The organism is Bacillus sp. FSL H7-0578 (assembly GCF_038630855.1).
GTDB lineage: Bacteria > Bacillota > Bacilli > Bacillales > Bacillaceae > Bacillus > Bacillus safensis.
Map to the genome: position 1 here is coordinate 3,369,728 of NZ_CP152045.1, position 17,489 is coordinate 3,387,216.

General features: G+C 41.7%; 20 protein-coding genes. 6 read left to right on the forward strand and 14 right to left on the reverse strand.

All coding sequences use genetic code 11. From position 1 onward, the window contains the following. Positions 1-11: 11 nt before the first annotated feature. Together MHB41_RS17370 and MHB41_RS17375 are read right to left on the reverse strand one after the other, a co-directional pair. Positions 12-1,424 carry a CDP-glycerol glycerophosphotransferase family protein gene (locus MHB41_RS17370; RefSeq protein WP_070326149.1) on the reverse strand — a complete coding sequence of 471 codons (1,413 nt, stop codon included), beginning with the start codon at positions 1,422-1,424 and terminating at the stop codon, positions 12-14. Between the two features lie 6 nt (positions 1,425-1,430). Continuing rightward, positions 1,431-2,201, reverse strand: coding sequence for a glycosyltransferase family 2 protein (locus tag MHB41_RS17375; RefSeq protein WP_041115894.1), 771 nt, complete (start codon positions 2,199-2,201; stop codon positions 1,431-1,433). Positions 2,202-2,385: 184 nt separating this feature from the next. Between MHB41_RS17375 and MHB41_RS17380 the strand changes: the two genes are divergently transcribed. The 3 genes from MHB41_RS17380 (at position 2,386) to MHB41_RS17390 (ending at position 4,522) form a co-directional block, all read left to right on the forward strand. Beyond that, positions 2,386-3,051, forward strand: a complete 666-nt coding sequence (locus MHB41_RS17380) for a YIP1 family protein (RefSeq protein ID WP_242026008.1) — start codon at positions 2,386-2,388, stop codon at positions 3,049-3,051. Positions 3,052-3,244: 193 nt separating this feature from the next. Then, positions 3,245-3,775 carry a spore coat protein GerQ gene (gene gerQ / locus MHB41_RS17385; RefSeq protein ID WP_024426405.1) on the forward strand — a complete coding sequence of 177 codons (531 nt, stop codon included), beginning with the start codon at positions 3,245-3,247 and terminating at the stop codon, positions 3,773-3,775. A 129-nt stretch (positions 3,776-3,904) separates the two neighbouring features. Next, a complete protein-coding gene (locus MHB41_RS17390; RefSeq protein WP_024423814.1) occupies positions 3,905-4,522 on the forward strand; it encodes a cupin domain-containing protein in 618 nt (205 codons plus the stop codon). 41 nt (positions 4,523-4,563) lie between these two features. On the opposite strand, the gene MHB41_RS17395 is transcribed toward MHB41_RS17390, so the two are convergent. From MHB41_RS17395 to MHB41_RS17405, 3 genes are all read right to left on the reverse strand, one after another. Then, a complete protein-coding gene (locus tag MHB41_RS17395) occupies positions 4,564-4,935 on the reverse strand; it encodes a DUF423 domain-containing protein (protein WP_025093833.1) in 372 nt (123 codons plus the stop codon). Between the two features lie 70 nt (positions 4,936-5,005). Next, entirely contained in the window at positions 5,006-6,313 is a 1,308-nt protein-coding gene (locus MHB41_RS17400) for a purine/pyrimidine permease (protein WP_034281286.1), read from the reverse strand. Between the two features lie 33 nt (positions 6,314-6,346). Next, on the reverse strand, positions 6,347-6,679 hold the full coding sequence (locus MHB41_RS17405) for a YwdI family protein (RefSeq protein WP_217008675.1): 333 nt from the start codon (positions 6,677-6,679) through the stop codon (positions 6,347-6,349). A 170-nt stretch (positions 6,680-6,849) separates the two neighbouring features. Here MHB41_RS17405 and MHB41_RS17410 point away from each other — a divergent pair, with 170 nt between their 5' ends. Next, complete coding sequence (locus MHB41_RS17410; protein ID WP_041115436.1) at positions 6,850-8,208, forward strand: aldehyde dehydrogenase; 1,359 nt, start codon at positions 6,850-6,852, stop codon at positions 8,206-8,208. Positions 8,209-8,241: 33 nt separating this feature from the next. On the opposite strand, the gene MHB41_RS17415 is transcribed toward MHB41_RS17410, so the two are convergent. Next, positions 8,242-8,922 (reverse strand): uracil-DNA glycosylase, encoded by a 681-nt coding sequence (locus tag MHB41_RS17415; protein ID WP_217008674.1) that lies wholly within the window; start codon positions 8,920-8,922, stop codon positions 8,242-8,244. Next, positions 8,919-9,746, reverse strand: coding sequence for a glycosyltransferase family 2 protein (locus MHB41_RS17420; protein WP_024423819.1), 828 nt, complete (start codon positions 9,744-9,746; stop codon positions 8,919-8,921). The genes MHB41_RS17415 and MHB41_RS17420 overlap by 4 nt, the downstream gene beginning before the upstream one ends. Positions 9,747-9,874: 128 nt before the next feature. Between MHB41_RS17420 and MHB41_RS17425 the strand changes: the two genes are divergently transcribed. After that, positions 9,875-10,189, forward strand: coding sequence for a general stress protein (locus MHB41_RS17425; RefSeq protein ID WP_024426410.1), 315 nt, complete (start codon positions 9,875-9,877; stop codon positions 10,187-10,189). A gap of 125 nt (positions 10,190-10,314) precedes the next feature. Next, entirely contained in the window at positions 10,315-11,124 is an 810-nt protein-coding gene (locus MHB41_RS17430; RefSeq protein WP_217008673.1) for a bifunctional hydroxymethylpyrimidine kinase/phosphomethylpyrimidine kinase, read from the forward strand. A 47-nt stretch (positions 11,125-11,171) separates the two neighbouring features. Here the strand turns inward: MHB41_RS17430 and MHB41_RS17435 are convergent, their stop codons facing one another. From MHB41_RS17435 to MHB41_RS17465, 7 genes are all read right to left on the reverse strand, one after another. After that, positions 11,172-12,245 carry a chitobiase/beta-hexosaminidase C-terminal domain-containing protein gene (locus tag MHB41_RS17435; protein WP_070326152.1) on the reverse strand — a complete coding sequence of 358 codons (1,074 nt, stop codon included), beginning with the start codon at positions 12,243-12,245 and terminating at the stop codon, positions 11,172-11,174. Between the two features lie 155 nt (positions 12,246-12,400). Then, positions 12,401-12,655 carry a hypothetical protein gene (locus tag MHB41_RS17440; protein ID WP_024423823.1) on the reverse strand — a complete coding sequence of 85 codons (255 nt, stop codon included), beginning with the start codon at positions 12,653-12,655 and terminating at the stop codon, positions 12,401-12,403. A gap of 361 nt (positions 12,656-13,016) precedes the next feature. Next, the gene (locus MHB41_RS17445) at positions 13,017-13,217 is read right to left on the reverse strand and encodes a RapH N-terminal domain-containing protein (protein WP_034281292.1); all 201 of its coding nucleotides are present in this window, start codon (positions 13,215-13,217) and stop codon (positions 13,017-13,019) included. A 142-nt stretch (positions 13,218-13,359) separates the two neighbouring features. Further along, positions 13,360-13,608 carry a DUF2651 family protein gene (locus MHB41_RS17450; protein ID WP_169737549.1) on the reverse strand — a complete coding sequence of 83 codons (249 nt, stop codon included), beginning with the start codon at positions 13,606-13,608 and terminating at the stop codon, positions 13,360-13,362. 45 nt (positions 13,609-13,653) lie between these two features. Next, complete coding sequence (locus MHB41_RS17455) at positions 13,654-14,769, reverse strand: hypothetical protein (protein ID WP_034281293.1); 1,116 nt, start codon at positions 14,767-14,769, stop codon at positions 13,654-13,656. A gap of 65 nt (positions 14,770-14,834) precedes the next feature. Beyond that, positions 14,835-15,650, reverse strand: a complete 816-nt coding sequence (locus MHB41_RS17460; protein WP_217008672.1) for a YiiX/YebB-like N1pC/P60 family cysteine hydrolase — start codon at positions 15,648-15,650, stop codon at positions 14,835-14,837. Positions 15,651-16,022: 372 nt separating this feature from the next. Further along, positions 16,023-17,480: a sucrose-6-phosphate hydrolase gene (locus tag MHB41_RS17465; protein WP_034281295.1), complete on the reverse strand. Its 1,458-nt coding sequence runs from the start codon at positions 17,478-17,480 to the stop codon at positions 16,023-16,025. Positions 17,481-17,489 lie beyond the last annotated feature (9 nt).

Here is a 17,489-nt window from a genome sequence, read left to right on the forward strand (position 1 = left end):
CACCCCTATCTTCATCTCTGAAAATCCACACCGGTTTTTGTTTTGAGCAGAGAAAGCAGAACATCGATAGATCGCGCATGCGGATAATGTTGTTTAATGAACTGAGCTCCTTGCTGCTTTGCCAGTTTCATCTCTTGTTCATCCGACAAAATACGAATGGCTTTCTCAGCTAGTTCAACAGGGTTTTCCATATGATAGCTGCCAAGCGACTCGTAATATGGGTATCTTCTGCCTTCTGTCATTTTCCCGATCAGCACACTCTTTTCAAAAAGCATGGCTTCAAGACCAACTGTTGATGTGAGCGTAATCACGATATCCACATATGGCAGCAAGTCATACAGGTCAATTTCTTTTTTAATCAATTTCACATGATTTCCCGCTCGTTCAATAGTCACATAGTCATTTAATCGATTTCGAGCAATTTCCCAAGGATGCGGCTTCATGATCAGCTGAATGTCTTTCCGTTTGGCGATCGTTTTAAGAACATCGCCATAAAAGGCTTCAGAAAATGGCTGCGTTGCCACAAGCACGGTCTTTTTAGCCGGACTGAAGTTCAATTTACGAAAAATGAGATCCTGTTGAAGCGGCGTTCGCTCCTTCACCAAATCAAACCTCGGATGACCTGTGATTTCCACCTGTTCCGGCTGACAGCCTTTATCTACATACCAGTCCTTTTCATACTTTCCAAACACCCCATGGCAAGTCGTGAAAATCGGTAAAAAGGCTTCGTCTCCCATAAGCGCACCGTGCTGAAGACAGATACTCGTAAGCTGGCGTTTCACTGTTTGCAAAGCGAGTACGCGGCTATAAGCATCCTCCGTCGTTCCAACAATGACAGCTGCAATCGGCTGCATTTGAAATAGCATTTCTATTTGGTCAATGACATCAATAAATTGCACAATGTCCTTCCGCAGCTTTTCTCTAAAAAAGACATTGCCAAAGACAGGGTGGTGAGCGTAAGGTTTAAGGAGAGCATTTGCTTTTTCAATATATTCAGCGTGGGCTTCTTTATTAACCTCTCCGGCTAATTCCGGCTTACTGATCACGGGTAATCCATAATAATCCGCCTTCTTCCAGCGAGCGAGCACCACCGTTTGGTTTGGATGGAACCGCGTGTAATTTTGTTCCGTAAAACGCAGGTGTTCAAAGTGAAGCAATACCTTTCCATTCGCCGGACGATAAGCGATACGCTTAATCTGCTGCTTATGCTGATCAAAAAATGGCTGAATCTCTTCCGGTAATGGACAAGCGGTTGTCAGTTCTTGACCGAATGCTTCATCTTCCATACGTTCCCTCACTTCAGGACTGATATATTGATAAAAATTACTGATCAACCCAAGAGGAATTTGCTTGTAGGACAAATCCTTCATCAGATTCACATACTCAAAGTACACCTGCCAATAATGATGAATATAGTGCGACACTTCAGGTCACCTCCCATGTTTTTGTTTTAATATACTGCGAAGCTCCCAGCAGGTAGACTGCTCGGGAAGTGCTTGAATAAAGGCACTTTTCTCTTCTTCTGCCAGCTGATAATGAATGGACTGTTCTGTGATGTAATTTGTATCTAATATTTCATCAAAGGGATAGAACGGATAAAAATGATTTAACCGAAAAAAGAAACGGGCATCCCCTATCCGATAAAAATGCGGACTCTCGTCCCAGTAAGACCCAAATTCAGCATGAATTTTTGATAAAATGGATGCACGATGTACGACCGAGCAATGATCTATGGCACAGGGGGCATTCCATTGCACTGTTTGCGCCGGCCGAATCGTTTCCTTCACTGGCTCTTTTTTGCTATTTAAATAGATCACTTTAGAACTAGAATAGACAATCTCTTTACCTGGATGGGCATCTAGATAATGAGTGAGCTTCTCTAAACGGTCCGGGGCGTAGACATTGTCATCTGTGGCATAGGAAATATACTCGCCCTTTGCCAGTTCTAATGCTTGATTAATCAGCACGGCGTAGCGAGTTTTCGCTGTTCTCTCTTCCAGCGTTTTGACACCGCTTTGGATAAAGTGAACGCGGGGATCTTTGCGAAACGGTTCAATAGCAGCAAGGGTTTTTTCGTTTGATCCATCATCCATGATAAAAAGTTCAAAGTCTGACAGCGTCTGCTGCAGGACCGCTTCAATCGATCTGCCGACGTAAGCCGCCTTGTTGTAGCTCGTCATAATGACAGTTACTTTTGTCAAAGTTTTCACCTCGGTCTCTTTCAAACTATGTTTATCATATGTGTCTCCTCTTAAAGAGACTGTAGAGTGACCTATTTTTTATAAAATTGTATTTTTTTATTGATCTATCTTTGAAAAATGCGAAATTTTTGGTAATATAAGTAATCATTTGTGTGTATTAAAGGAGTAAAGAACATTGGAAGCTATGAAGAATGATCACTCCCAAGAAGAGGAAGTAAAAGGATTTTTTCGATTTTTTAAAATTTTCGTCGCGACAAAAACGATTATTCGCTCATATCAACATTCCAATATTCCCATTTGGCTGATGATGCTCCTTGCAAGTATCGCCGGTACGGGCTGGATCTACGAAGGGTATTTTAGCGAGTATATGGGCAATCATATTCCATTCCCTTTTATTCTGTTACAAGGAGCGGGATATGGTATTTTGGCAGGCAATATGATTCTATTTTTCGGTGTCCTTCTGATTAAATGGTTAGGCCGTCTCTTTTTCGACTGTCAAACGGCATATCGAGATATACTCAAAGCCTGCACACTGACGGTCTTTTTCCCTTCTGCTTTATTTTCACTTACTTGGATTTTCACTGTTGGGATGCTTGGTCCGTATACGTTTGTTAAAATCTCACCATATTTAGATCAGCATTATGAAGTATGGTATTATCTCGATCTTTTACCTCTTACGGAAGCATATGCAAAGACGTGGATATTGGGAATGGCTGTTTTAGGCATTGTCGCTGTGATGAAGCTCAGATTATGGCAAGCCTTCATCATTGTGATTACACCGCTCGCCGCGTTTTTTCTCATCATGACACTTTTATTTGATATTCAGCACGCTATAAACTGGATCATGTAAAAAAGACGAGTACCGATAGAATACGAGGGATTGTCTTCACGCTGAGGAATTGCATAGCAGTTCCTTTTTTTCGTTCAATGTACATATTCTCCCCTCCTGTCTCATAGTGTGAAAGAGAGAAAGAATGCTATGGAAACAACAGGTGCTTTAGCGCCTTCTGTTTAGAACACCATGAGGAAAGAGGAGGAACGTTATGAAATTGAAAAATCAATTTGGGCAAGGTTCGGGTTTCGAAGGTCAAGATTTTCGCCAGCAACAATATGGAGCAAATCCGTATCCTGCGCAGCAGATGGGTTATTCAGTCCCTCCCCAAACGCAGGGTCAAATGCAGCAGGGGTTTTCGCCAATGCCGTCTACCGGCACTTCACAAGGAGGCCAAGGAACGCAGGGCGGCGGTCAGCCATATCAAATTCCTTCTGGACCGGTTTATCAGCAGAATGTCACCGGGCAGCTGCCTATTGAGCAGTCCTATATTGAAAATATTTTACGATTGAACCGCGGCAAGGTAGCCACGATTTATATGACATTTGAGGCGAGCAAGGAATGGAATTCGAAGATTTTTAGAGGCGTCATTGAAGCTGCAGGACGTGACCACATTATCATTAGTGATAATAAGACAGGAACACGATACTTACTATTAACGATCTATCTTGATTACATTACGTTTGATGGGGAAATTCAATACGACTATCCATACTCCATGTCTACGTATTCTCCGAGATAACGTCAAGCATGGCAAAAGCAAGGCTCAGGTGCCCTTGCTTTTTTCTTTTGTCTAGGTTTTTGTCACACCTCTAGGGCGCTGCTCATAAGATGCCTAGTAGTTTTTATCAAAAGCCTAGAGGTGACATCAATGACTGTTGAGCTGGATTATACATCACCAAATGTCAAATTTTCATACGATCTGAATCAAAGCCCCCTTGTGAAATTCGATCAGCATAACCTGATTAATGTGTTAGGAAAAAAACAATTAAACTCGTTGGATCAAGTGTCCCTGCTGGATATATATTTGAGTAAAAGCAAAGTCGTAGAGCCTCATTATCATCAAAATGCCGCAGAGCTTGTTTATTGTATAGCCGGTTCTGCTGCCGTATCGATGCTGAATCCATTTACAAAAAAACTGCACACCTACACCATCACACCTGGACAGGTGGCAAACGTGCCTCAAGGCTGGTGGCACTATGAAGTCGCTCTCCAAGACAGAACTCATTTGTTAGCCATTTTTAACGCATCTACACCTGAAGTGATCCTAGGCTCAGACCTTCTCACCCTCACCCCTTCTCACATCATGGCCCATACTTATTGCATGAACGAAACACAGTGGAAGCAGGCGATAAAGCCTGTGAAACCAAGTGTGTTTATCGGACCATTTTGCCACCGGGAGGAAGAGTCTCAAACACATCCTGTCCCTCCATCTCACTACGTCCCATATTATCAAGCACCGCCCAACTATACCCCTTACTGGAGTTAAGAAAAAAACCGATGCCCCTATGAGAGCATCGGTTTATTGGCTTATAAATTTTTTGCTGCTGCAATGACAAGCATGATCCAAGAGGCGATAAATGCTACTCCGCCAATAGGAGTAATGGCTCCTAAAATCTTCACCTGCGTCAATGCCAGCACATAAAGGCTTCCTGAGAAGAAAAGGATGCCTGCAAGCATCACCCAGCCAGCGGCAGGAACCAAGGAGACACCTGACAGCTTATCTGCAAGAAAAGCGACAACAAATAAGCCAATGGCATGGAACATCTGATATTGAACACCTTTATTCCATATTTCTATATATTTTTCAGGGATTTTCCCTTCTAGACCGTGCGCACCGAAGGCTCCAAGTCCAACAGCAAGCATGGCGTTAATAGCACCTAAAATGAAAAATAGTTTCATTCGTCATTCTCCTTATCTCGTCAATTATATTTATCATAGCGCGGGTGAAGGGCGACATTCAACTTTCCCTTTACGTTGACACGAGATTGTCGGATTTCTTTTTCTTTCGTAACAAGACTTGGTCGACCACGATCGCAATGAGTGTGCCTAGAACAAGACCGTTGCTTAATAATGAAATGAGCACAGGATGCATCCCTTTCAAGGCCCCCTGAGGCACAAACATCGCCCCTACGCCTGCTAAAACAGCAATCCCAAGAACAAAGCGAATCCGCGGGACTTCTTCTTTCTCATACTGATCAAACTCCGACATCGCAATCCCAATCATAGAAGAGAAGACCACAAAGTTTACAGCAAGCCCCACAGGTGATGGCAATGCAGAGAAAAAGCTCATGAGCAGGGGAAACAAACTAATGAGAACAACAAGCAGACTTCCTATGAAAAAAGGCTTTCTCGAAGGAATTTTGGTTGTCTGGATAAATCCTGCTGCCCCCGAAATAGGTACAGGCGCAATCGCCCCGATCAGCCCGCTTAATAAATGACCAAATGCTGCGACAAAACCAGCAGGTCGTGCTCTTTTCCGCTCACGCAGTTCACCAAATGCCTTCACTGAACTTTCCACAATTCGAATACTTGCCAGCATGTTCACAATGAGTAAAATCGTTATAAAAAAGGACGTGACAAGCAATCCGCTGTCAAAGACCGGCATACCGAATGGAAACAGCTTCGGAAACTCGATGATTTGTTCTGGAATTCGAACCGGCTTCGCCAATCCGAGTAGAGCGAATAACAGCCATCCGCCTGCAAGTGCGAATAACACAGAAAACTGCCTCAAGTAATGCCATTTTGAGCGGCTGATCATGAAGGTGAGGATAATAATCAAGATCGATAAGCAAAAGACAAGCCCGTCCACCTGATTTCCCCGATAGCCGATGCCCATCAGCCCTTTCATGATTGGCTGACTTAGCTGCACAACAAGCAGCAGCAGGTAAATGCCTGTGACGACTGGCGTAAATAAAGACGCGAGCCAATTGATGATTTTAAATAAACTAAAAATAAAAAAGAAAACAGCACTAAAAATTAAAGCCCCTTGTAATGCTTGCAGGGTTTCAGGATACGTCGCAAAGATTGTACCTGTCATGCCGGCATAAAGGGTATACACACCCCACCAAAGCCCTGCTGGACTTTCATTGATCGGCAGCATATGGCCGCATAAACACTGCACCATTGCCACAAGACCAAGTGAAAAGAAAGTACTTTGAATCAGCTCCGCCGATTGCACTTGATTCAATTCAAATGCTTGTGCAATCGCAATTGGTACGGCAATAGAAGCTGCGATAAAAAATGCCATCCACTGAATGGCGCCCAAAAATAGTTTCAAACCGATCACCTTCCCTTTGTCGTGACAAGACCATTAAAAATCAAAAATAGAGTCGCCGTTCCCGTCCTTCTCTTTTTGACCCTCATCATTTTGCTGAAATTTCTTCGCACCACTTGTGCCCATGAGTTTCTCAAGCATGGCTTGATCTGTAGTCACAGGTGGCGCTGATGGTGTATGTATCGATGGAGGTGGTGAGATGGCCGGCGACTGCGGCATTTGCACCTTTGATGGTGCGTCGAGAATGACATCACATAGTGAAGAAATGGCCGCTACTTGACGTTTCACCTCTTCATCATTTCCACTTTGTTTTGCTTTTTGAACCGCTTCCTCCATTTTTTGAAGCAGGCTTGATATATGAATATTCAAGGGTAGACCCTCCAATCTAAAAAAATCTCTTTTCAACATTATTTTACCAAATGAACAAACCAAATGGGTTCATTTTTTCAAAGCAGTGCGCTCATGACTCTCTTATTTGACCCCTCATCTTCATTCACACATAATAAAAGAAACAAAATCGTCTATGAAGGGATTGAATAATGGACAAGCTTACTGCTCTATTTCAGAAACAAAAAGTCTTTCAGAAGCCGGCGGTTCAAGAACGCATCCGCATTCTTCAAGATTTAAAAGCAGCAATCAAACAGCATGAAAAGGATATATTACAGGCCTTAGCCCATGATTTACATAAATCCGAACAGGAAGCCTATACAACAGAGATTGGGATGGTGTATGAAGAAATCAATCATACCATCAAGCACCTTCACAAATGGGCGAAGCCAACTCGCGTGAAAACACCGCTGACTCATATCGGATCAAAAAGCATGATTATCAAGGAACCTTATGGAACTGTGCTCATCATTGCTCCTTGGAACTATCCTTTCCAATTGGCCCTTTCTCCATTAGTCGGTGCGATTTCTGCGGGAAATGCCGTGATTTTAAAGCCGTCTGAGCTGACGCCGGCAGTCTCACAAGTGATCAGCACTATCATCAAACGTGTATTTCAAGAAGACCATGCGGCTGTCGTAGAGGGCGGTGTTGAAGTCAGTACAGAACTGCTGAAACTGCCCTTTGATTATATCTTCTTTACTGGAAGTGTGGCAGTTGGCAAAGTCGTCATGGAAGCCGCCGCAAAGCATTTGACCCCTGTCACACTTGAGCTTGGCGGAAAAAGTCCCAGCATCGTCATGCCTGATGCCGACATCAAGCTGGCAGCGAAGCGGATCACCTTTGGGAAGTTCACCAATGCAGGGCAAACCTGCATTGCACCAGACTATTTGCTCGTTCATGAATCCATCAAAGAGGAACTTTTGCGAGAAATGACAGCCTGTATCCGTGACTTTTATGGTGAACATCCCGAAACGCATCCGCACTTTGGAAAAAATGTCAGCCAGCGTCATTTTGACAGGCTTACACAATTTCTCTCAAATGGAACGATCGTCACAGGTGGACAGCGCAATGAACAGGAGCTCAAAATCGCTCCGACCATTTTAGACCACATCACATGGGAAGATCCTGTCATGCAGGAGGAAATTTTCGGACCGATTCTGCCTGTCATGACCTTTGATTCTCTGCATGAGGCAGTTCATATGATCAAAGCAAGGCCAAAGCCGCTTGCGCTTTACTTATTTACAACAAATAAAGAAACAGAATCCTATATTCTAGACAACCTCTCATTTGGCGGAGGATGTATCAATGACACGCTTATGCATGTCGCTACCCCTTACCTGCCATTCGGAGGCGTCGGCGAAAGCGGCATGGGGCGATATCACGGGAAGGAAAGCTTCTTTACTTTTACGCATGAAAAAAGCGTCCTGCGGCAAACCAATCGCTTCGATTTTTCCTTCCGTTATCCAAATGCGAAAAACGGACTCGACTTGGTCCGCAAATTTTTAAAATAAACAGGACGAAGGGGCTCTCCCCTCGTCCTATTTTCATTCAATATCCTTGATACACCAATTGATTTCTTCAATCCCCATTTGCTTTAAATACGCGTTTACCTTTGAAAACGGCCGGCTGCCAAAAAAGCCGTTTCTTGCAGAAAAAGGACTTGGATGAGGTGACTCAATGATGTAATGCTTGTTTTGATCAATGCGTTCTTTCTTGTTTTGAGCATGTCTTCCCCATAACACAAAAACGACGGGCTGCTCACGCTGATTCAGCACATCAATCACGCGGTCTGTGACTCGTTCCCAGCCCTTGCCTTTATGAGAATTCGCCTCGCCCCTTCTCACGGTCAGCACAGTGTTTAAGAGCAGCACACCCTGCTCTGCCCAGCTGACAAGTGAGCCGTGGTTTGGAACAGGACAGCCAAGATCATCCTGTAGCTCCTGAAAAATATTTCTTAAAGATGGCGGGTGTTTGACGCCCGGCTGAACAGAAAAGCTTAATCCATGTGCCTGCCCTGGGCCATGATAAGGGTCTTGTCCTAAAATCACCACTTTGACCTTTTCATATGACGTTAAATGAAGAGCACGATACACGTCATCTGGTTTTGGAAAAACGGTCTGCGTGCGATATTCTTCCTTCATCCATTCACGTAATTCCTGATAATACGGCTGTTCAAATTCACTTTTCATCACAGCCCACCAGCTATCATTTAAAAATGGCTTCATTGTGGTTTTCCTCCTTCTACTTGCTGCGCTAGTCTGGAGATCATCGGTTTTCCATCCCACACAATCTCACTCTCTGATTCTCTTTTTTTCATCGCTGGTTCTTCTAATAATATCGCAAAGTTCGCTGTCGGCAGATCGCCCAGTTCATGCTTTTCACTTAAATCATCTAAGTAGTTTTTCCTTGTTTCACCCAGATCACTAGACTGATTTCCACCGCCGTCAAAAAACGCATAGATCACGCTCGCCGCTGGCACTCGTTTGACTCGGGCATGCTGTGATACACGCAAAAAGAAGTCCCAGTCCCAATAATGATGCATCGCTGGATCAAAATAGCCAATCTCATCGTGTATACAGCGTTTGTACATACTGCCCGAAGGAACATATGTAGAAAAGACACGCATATCCTCAATATCCGCTGTATAAGCAAACAAACGCCTCGACAGCGGGAAACGGGTCGCGCCTTTTTCTTCAAATGATACAATTTCTGCATCAGAAAAGACAAAATCGGCATCTTCCAGCGCCTTGCTCATGCGTTCGATATGACAAGGTGTGAAGTAATCATCGTCGTCACTCAGCATGATGACGTCTCCTGTCAGCTCCCGCACCCCCACATTTCTGGCATTTACATGCTGGACATTCTCATCTAAATGAATCAAGCGGATCGGAAGCTCAGGGTAAAGTTCCTGAATGATGTCGACTCGCTCTCCTGCATCATTGACGACAACAATTTCAAAAGGCTGTACGGTTTGTCTTGTAATGGATTCAAGCAGCTCACACAGTGCGCTGAGCCGGTTATGTGTCACAATTAATAAGGAAATCTTCATATGCAGCTTACTCCTTTAATAGATTCGTCTTTTTCCATTAAAACATAAATTGACTTTCTTCTCATGATATAAAAGGCGGTTTGATTTGATGGGAAAATGGGAATTTTTGATGAAAAGGAGTGATCATGATGGAATATATTACGGTGGAGAATAGTAAAGAAGCAAAACAGACCATTGACCACATTCATTCATCGGGTTCATCAAAAGACGCTGTTTTTGTTTTTGCGTACGACCCAGAACGCTCTGATACCGTAACAGAGTATACAGATGCCAAAAGCATGACTGCGGTCGATCAAGGGATTTTGGATCAAGTCGCCAATGTCATTCGCACCCGGGATGATGAACTGATGGCCAAAATGATGTCAACTGGGGCCGATCAAGAGTTAGCCTTAACCCTTTTAGATGAACTGAAAAAAGGGAAATTGGTGATTTGTAAAAGGTAAGAAAGGGAGGCGTTCCGATGAGAGGAACGCTTTTTTATGCCGTTTCATTGTGATAAATGGAAAAGCTGATTATAATAAGGGATAGAACAGTAACTGTTACACATCACATTGGAGGTTCAGCAACTATGTCTATGAATAAAGCACTCACCATCGCAGGTTCGGATTCAAGCGGCGGTGCAGGTATCCAAGCAGATTTAAAAACGTTTCAAGAAAAAAACGTCTACGGGATGACAGCTTTAACCGTTGTCGTTGCAATGGACCCTCATAATCATTGGGATCATCAGGTGTTTCCAATTGATACTTCGACAATTCGCGCGCAGCTCTCTACCATTGTAGAAGGTATTGGTGTAGATGCACTGAAAACGGGTATGCTTCCAACCGTCGACGTGATTGAGCTTGCAGCTGACACCATCAAAACATATGACCTAAAAAATGTCGTCATTGATCCTGTCATGGTTTGTAAGGGTGCGAACGAAGTCCTTTACCCAGAGCACGCGGAAGCATTGCGTGAAAAGCTCACGCCACTGGCAACCGTTATCACACCTAATCTTTTCGAAGCAGGTCAATTAAGCGGAATCGGCGAGATCAAAACGATCGAACAAATGGAAGAAGCGGCAAAACGCATTCACGAACTTGGTGCAAAGTATGTGGTAATCACTGGAGGCGGTAAGCTCAGCGAAGACAAAGCCATCGATTTGCTTTATGATGGACAAACCTTCGAACGCCTTGAAACAGATAAAATCGACACAGAATACACACACGGCGCAGGCTGCACATTCTCAGCAGCAGTCACAGCTGAACTAGCGAATGGATCAGACGTGAAAGAAGCCATTTATGCAGCAAAAGAATTCATCACGGCTGCCATTAAAGGCTCTTTCCAGCTAAACGAATACATCGGACCAACAAAGCATTCTGCTCATCGTTTTGACAAATAAAACAGAAAAAACCGATTCGCCTTGTTAGAAGGTGAATCGGTTTTTGTTTATCGAAAGCTTCGTCTCTGCGCAAACAGCCAATCTGTTAAGCCTGGCGTCTCATAAGCAGGCGTCCATGATGCATGGTCATATCCATACTTGCTTGCATACTCCGTATAAAGCGGCTGGCCGCCAGCTTTTTGAATAGCTTGAATTGTATTTCTTGCATAGCTGATAGGGATAATGGAATCATCCTCTGCATGAAATGCCCATATTGGCTTGCTCGCTAAAATTCCCGCCTTGCTCGGATCTGCACCCCCCGCAATAGGAATCATCGCTGCAAACAAACGAGGATATGTGATGTTCAACTGGTACGTGCCAAATCCACCTTGTGATAAACCCGTCGCATAAATTCTTTTCTGGTCAATCTGATAAGAAGTTAACACATGCTGAAGGACATCATAAGCTTTGTGTAAATCTGGTGAAAATTGAAACACATTCGTCAGATCAATTTCATTTTGCACATTTCTTGTTAATGCAAAGCCTCCATCGACAGCATTTCGCGCCTGAGGTGCAAGTACATACGAAGGATGTTTCTTTTGAACTTCAGGAGAAGCCCATAAAACTGCACCATCATTCGCAAGTAACTGCTTTTGATTGTCTGTCCCCCTCTCCCCGCCTCCATGTAAGAAGAGGACTAAAGGATAGGCTTTACCCCTCTTATGATTTTTCGGAATGTACAACCGATAAGGCATTCCTTGATATTCAAAAGATAAAAAGGATGATGCGATATCCTCTCGTGTGACAAAACGATAATTGTACGTAGATGTAGCAAGTCGATGCCTATTTTTGTAAGCGCTTACTTTTAAAGTCGTATCAGTTTCGATATGAATGGGCTTTTTGTATAACTGACTATGAGTTGTCGGCTGGCTGCCATCTGTTGTGTAATAAAGAGAAGCTTTTTGAACGTGAGAATGCAGAGCTACCTCTTGTGAACGATAATATTGACCAGACGGGACTGAAGCAGTTGACGCAGCAGACGACGTATGATTTCGGGCAGAAGAAACGGAAGGAAAAAGAAAACTCATAGAAAACAGGACAATAATAAAGGTGATCAGGCATTTCTTGGTTGTATAGTTCATATCGTTCCTCCTGTACATGCTCAGATGAAATTTTTATTTATTATTGATCATGACAATATAAATGTCAACGCTTTCATTTAAATTTCTGATTAATCTTATTGAATTAAAAAAGCGTACCCGCTTCCGAGTACACTCTTTTATCCATACATGAATGCCTATTTTTGCTGATCGGACTCTTTCGCCATTTTTCGAATAAAGGCTTCAATGGATTCAACAAATAAAGCATATTCTTTCATTTGTTTATACGTATCTGACAGCTTCTCTTTCACTTCTTCCTGCTCTAAAGAAGGTTCACCGAGAATAGATTGAACTTGAATGAGCAATTCTTTATATTCTTCACGTTTATCTTCAACATGATCTGCCATTGTCTCCAAGCGTTTTCTAGTCGTCGGCTGCTGTTTTGAATTCAAGTAAACAACCCCTTTTTTTGTCCTACCGCATTTGGATAAACGTCAGCCTCAGCTGTATATATTTTAAAATGATACCATAATTCCACCTGTTATCATATATGTAAAACGTCATCAAACCGCTTTAGGCCAACCTTGTATATACACGCTATAGGCTTTAAGTTACAGGCTGATCTCACTAGAAAAAAGCAGATCATTGATCTGCTCAGATTGTAAAGAAAGCCATGTTTTTCTACAATTTTTTGCGTAAGTATGATGAAGTGCTTTAATGAAAAAAAGCCTCCCATACACCGAACATTTTTTCACAAGCAACATTTATTTTTTGCAAAAATGAACGACAGTTCCGATTGAGTTTATCCTCTTTCTATTCCTGAACCATCATTTTGTACCTGGGATCAATCAAGCTAAAGTATATTAAGACATTTTGGTCTTCTTCCATATTTTTGCGGGCTATTACAATCTCTTTTCTTTTACTTTCTGCATTTAGTATGTCCTGTTTCTTTATAAAGCCGTTCCAATCACCGATCATCTTAGCAACAAGTGGGCTTGCCACTTTCTCTGCCAAACAGACCTCCCCCTATCACTTTCCCTTTATTTTCATTATTACAGGTTGTATAGTGAATTTTTAGAAAATATGTAAAGAATAATTAATATAAATGTTAAAATAAATAAAGCTCATGTTCGTGAACACAAGCTTTGACTGGTTACTATGCTCTTTTATAGCGATAATACACGTCTCGAATAATTTTTGTAATTACAGTGGTACACATGCATAAAAAAGTCACAATCCCTACCCAATACATATTTGACATGTCAAAACCAGTATAGGAAAATATGAAAATGGTTGATGTGATAAATGTGATCATTAGAACCACATAAACCTTCTTAAAAATTAAATAGCCAATAACCCCCCAAGCTAAATACAACAACGGCAATGTGAATAACACAAGACCCATGGGTTGAAGATAATGTAAGTTAATATACCCCACTCTCCTATACAGCTATCTTATAACTTCCATGCTTGTCATTTCCCAATCTTTATCAGATTTTAGTGATATCTCTTTAGATTCCTTGCTTTCAATATTATATTCAATAATTCTACCAATAACTCCATTCTTATCTCTCTCAAACATTCTTACCAATGCATAAATCTTGTCGTCTAAAATCTTAACCTCTTCTAAACGTTCGTCATCTGATTTAAAATTAAGTGGAATTTTTTCAGAAGATATCTCTTTGAGGTCTCTGTTGAATATCTTAACTTCTCCTTCATAGGAGACTATCGTGACTTTATCATCATCTACGTTGGTCTTGTAGATAGTGAATCCTTTATCCATTACTATTTCTCTTTTCTTATCGAGAGTTTTTTTGTCGAGTACCACCAACATAGACTCCTGTTTACTGTCAACGCCATCGTTTAAGGCAAGTATTAACTCTTCGTTGTTTAATGACTTCAAAGACTCATTATTGTCAGGGAAGAATACTGAGTCTACGTCTAACTTTTTTCGTTTTTCTTTATGGGTTTTAGGATTTATTGAAGACACTGTTACACTTTCATCATTACTGAGAATGGCATAGATTTTTTTGTCTTCAAATATAGCTGTTGTTAATTCTCCTTCTAATTCAACTTGATTTTTATCGTTGTCATCTTCATTCCAGTATACTAATTCTCCTACTAAGCCATCCTCTGTAAAACCAACGTTAATGTCGTGTAAAACATACCCATTAGAGTAGTTAATAAAGAATGCACCCTCGTCATCTGTAGATTTTGAAAGTGATTTTGTATTCAAAGGCTCTACCTTGCCAGTCTTCTTATTTAAAGACACATGGTAATTAGACCTATTAGATGAAAAGTAGATATTATGATTGCTTTGAGTAGAAGAAGTAAATCCTACGCAGTCTTTCATTGTCATACTCGACAATTTCTTTCCTTTATCGTTGTAGTTGACCATCTCGCATCCTCTGTCCATTGCCTGCGAATATATGATAGCAAATTTACTATCTTTCATATGGCTCAATTCTCCCTTAGGAGAGTCCCCTGCAACCTCCTCTTTTTTTGAACATGCTGAACAAACAAGTGCTATGGCGCAAGCTAATAAAAGTAACTTAAAGTATTTCATTCAATCATCTCCCTTCAATTTTAAACAAGCAAAGCAATCGGGGAAATCCCCGACTGCTTATTAACTTACTTTTTATGATAAAAGACCTTCGTGTTGTTAGAGTTAACTAATTCCATTGGCGATACAACCGAATCAATTTTTATATTGTCAATGTCGTGTCCTTGATTCTTCCATGCTCTCCAAGCCAATTGAGAACAATAGAATTTTTTTGTAGTTTTCTTGTCAAAGAAGTTCAAATTGTATGGCTTCTTTTGATCGGCTTGCTTTTCAGCATATTTAGCAGCATTTACATATTTGGTATTATTAGACTTCTTCACCCATAGCCCATAAACCTTCTTTCTAGAACCCCAATTATTATTATATCTTCTGACTCCATGTTGTTTAATAGGACTCCAATTTTTATGCCAAGCCTCTACAGTCTTAGCTTTTTTCCTCGAAACAATTGCAGCGTGTCCGAATCCAATTGCAGAACTGCCTGAATTCAAATCATAGCTAACCAACACATCGCCTTTAGTTCCTAGGCTCTTGCTCTTGGCATTTACGCCCATCTTTTCTTTTTCTTCATTGTACTTAGGTAGATATTCGTCAATCACACCATCTTTGATATATTGTTCGATATCTTTCTGCGACTCTTCGAATATAACTTCTGCTTTTGCTTCCGTAGATACAGAATCATATTCCTTTTTGCTCATCTCTTGAAGTTCTTTAATCTGTTCAGAGGTCATTCCCTCTGCCTTCATTTCTTCTATTTCTTCTTTGACTCTTTCATCGTTCATAGAAGGAAATACATCTTTCGCTTGCGCATTTCCCTCCAATCCAAATCCAGTGAATAATACAGATGCTGACAACAAGGATGTGACAATAACATTACATTTTTTCATATTATTACCTCCAATTCCTTTTTTAGTGCGGTCCACATTTACCACACTAATAGTTAATATGGATCATGTAAACATAAATATAATTTTAAGGAAATTTTAATAACTGATAAATTGACATGTTAAATTTGAGTGAATTTTTAAATTAAAAGAGAGACTATTCTTAATAGTCTCTCTTTCATACAGGTGCATTTTCTTAGGTACATTTTCTTGTTATTGTCTACTCGATCCAACATCTTGATGACTCTCTCGTAATGACAACCTGTTTCCTCTAATTCTTCTCTTAAACTACAATGACTAGGAGTGGCTTCTTTTTGTCTTTAGAATTAACCAAGGCGTAGAAGACGTAGATGTTTTCTCTACTTGTTTAGCAGATCAAAGACCTGCTTCTCTTTGTAAATGCCAAGTCTTCAGTTTCAGCTTTGTTTCATTTCTGCCACTGATGGAGATCGATTTATTTCCCGGGGAAGGAAAGTAACGTGCAGTAAAAACTTCTCGGCCTCCGTTTACAAAAATCTCAATTGACGATGAATCGATAAAGATATGAAGGTCGTGTAATTCCTCTATGACTGCTTCACGAACTTCCTTTGATCGATCTTCAAATCGATCCCGCTCTAATGTCAGCTTTCCTTCCTCTTTATCATAGATGATGCGTGCTGCTGCACGGATACAGCATTCAAACCCTTTTTGTGTGTCAATTTGATCAATGAATACCTCTGCGCTCGTAATATCCTCTACAGGGATGGAATGAACAGAACGTTTAATATGAAAAACATGCTCTTGTTCATTGGTCCGCATGGATTGAAGTTCACTTACTGGTTTTTGAATCAGATGTCCGTCCTCATCTAAACGGAGCTCTCTCGGGATCGTGAGGCAGTGTATCCATTGATAAGAAATGGTCGGATGATGTTCTTCTCCTTGATCAGGCACCCCCATCCACCCGATTAAAAGTCGTCTGCCTGATTCGTCTAGAAAGGTTTGCTGCGCATAGAAGTCAAAGCCGCGGTCCAGCTCCTCAAACGCTCCGTGTGTATATTGATAGGAATGATCATCCAATGTGCCAACAAAATAGCCTGATTGATGTGTGTTGTGATATTTTAAGCCATTCGGCTCTAGCCCTTGCGGTGACACAATCAATACATCCCGGCCGTCTAATTCAAACAGGTCTGGACATTCCCACATATAGCCGAAATTGTCTAAACCATTTTTTCCGCTGCCTGCAATCGTGCCTTGAAACGTCCAATTATCTAACGTATCAGAGGTAAATAAGACAAGGTGTCCCTTCAGGTCTAAGCTTTGTGCACCAAGGACCATGTACCACTGGCCATTTCGCTTCCATACCTTTGGATCTCGAAAATGAGCAGTGAACCCTTCCGGCAGTGTTGCCACGACACCTTTTTTCTGAAAGTGAATACCATCTTCCGAAACAGCTAAACATTGATACGTCTCACGGTTCCCTTGTTCATCCCGAACGTTTCCAGTGTACATCACATGCATCTGTCCATCGTCTATAAATGCACTGCCAGAATAACAGCCGTTTTGATCAAACCAATCACTTGGGGCAAGAGCGGCTTCTTCGTGCTGCCAATTGACTAGATCTGTCGATGTGTAATGCCCCCAGAATTTTGCACCATGCCCCGTTTTGAATGGCTGCCACTGATAAAAGACGTGGTAAATTCCTTTCCACTGAATCAGCCCATTCGGATCATTTAAAAGACCGACTGGCGGCATCAAATGAAAATGCTGCCGGTACACATCCTTTTTGACCAAATGCTCATAGTTTCGAATACGGTCTGCTATCTTTTGACGAAGTGCTGCGTCAGTAGTTGTCATGACTGTGAC

Excerpts from the sequence above, each read along its gene's own strand:
- MHB41_RS17380 (WP_242026008.1), top strand. The coding sequence starts at position 2,386 with ATGAAGAATGATCACTCCCAAGAAGAGGAAGTAAAAGGATTTTTTCGA.
- gerQ (WP_024426405.1), top strand. The coding sequence starts at position 3,245 with ATGAAATTGAAAAATCAATTTGGGCAAGGTTCGGGTTTCGAAGGTCAA.
- MHB41_RS17390 (WP_024423814.1), top strand. The coding sequence starts at position 3,905 with ATGACTGTTGAGCTGGATTATACATCACCAAATGTCAAATTTTCATAC.
- MHB41_RS17395 (WP_025093833.1), bottom strand. The coding sequence starts at position 4,935 with ATGAAACTATTTTTCATTTTAGGTGCTATTAACGCCATGCTTGCTGTT.
- MHB41_RS17410 (WP_041115436.1), top strand. The coding sequence starts at position 6,850 with ATGGACAAGCTTACTGCTCTATTTCAGAAACAAAAAGTCTTTCAGAAG.
- MHB41_RS17415 (WP_217008674.1), bottom strand. The coding sequence starts at position 8,922 with ATGAAGCCATTTTTAAATGATAGCTGGTGGGCTGTGATGAAAAGTGAA.
- MHB41_RS17420 (WP_024423819.1), bottom strand. The coding sequence starts at position 9,746 with ATGAAGATTTCCTTATTAATTGTGACACATAACCGGCTCAGCGCACTG.
- MHB41_RS17425 (WP_024426410.1), top strand. The coding sequence starts at position 9,875 with ATGGAATATATTACGGTGGAGAATAGTAAAGAAGCAAAACAGACCATT.
- MHB41_RS17430 (WP_217008673.1), top strand. The coding sequence starts at position 10,315 with ATGTCTATGAATAAAGCACTCACCATCGCAGGTTCGGATTCAAGCGGC.
- MHB41_RS17435 (WP_070326152.1), bottom strand. The coding sequence starts at position 12,245 with ATGAACTATACAACCAAGAAATGCCTGATCACCTTTATTATTGTCCTG.
- MHB41_RS17450 (WP_169737549.1), bottom strand. The coding sequence starts at position 13,608 with ATGGGTCTTGTGTTATTCACATTGCCGTTGTTGTATTTAGCTTGGGGG.
- MHB41_RS17455 (WP_034281293.1), bottom strand. The coding sequence starts at position 14,769 with ATGAAATACTTTAAGTTACTTTTATTAGCTTGCGCCATAGCACTTGTT.
- MHB41_RS17460 (WP_217008672.1), bottom strand. The coding sequence starts at position 15,650 with ATGAAAAAATGTAATGTTATTGTCACATCCTTGTTGTCAGCATCTGTA.
- MHB41_RS17465 (WP_034281295.1), bottom strand. The coding sequence starts at position 17,480 with ATGACAACTACTGACGCAGCACTTCGTCAAAAGATAGCAGACCGTATT.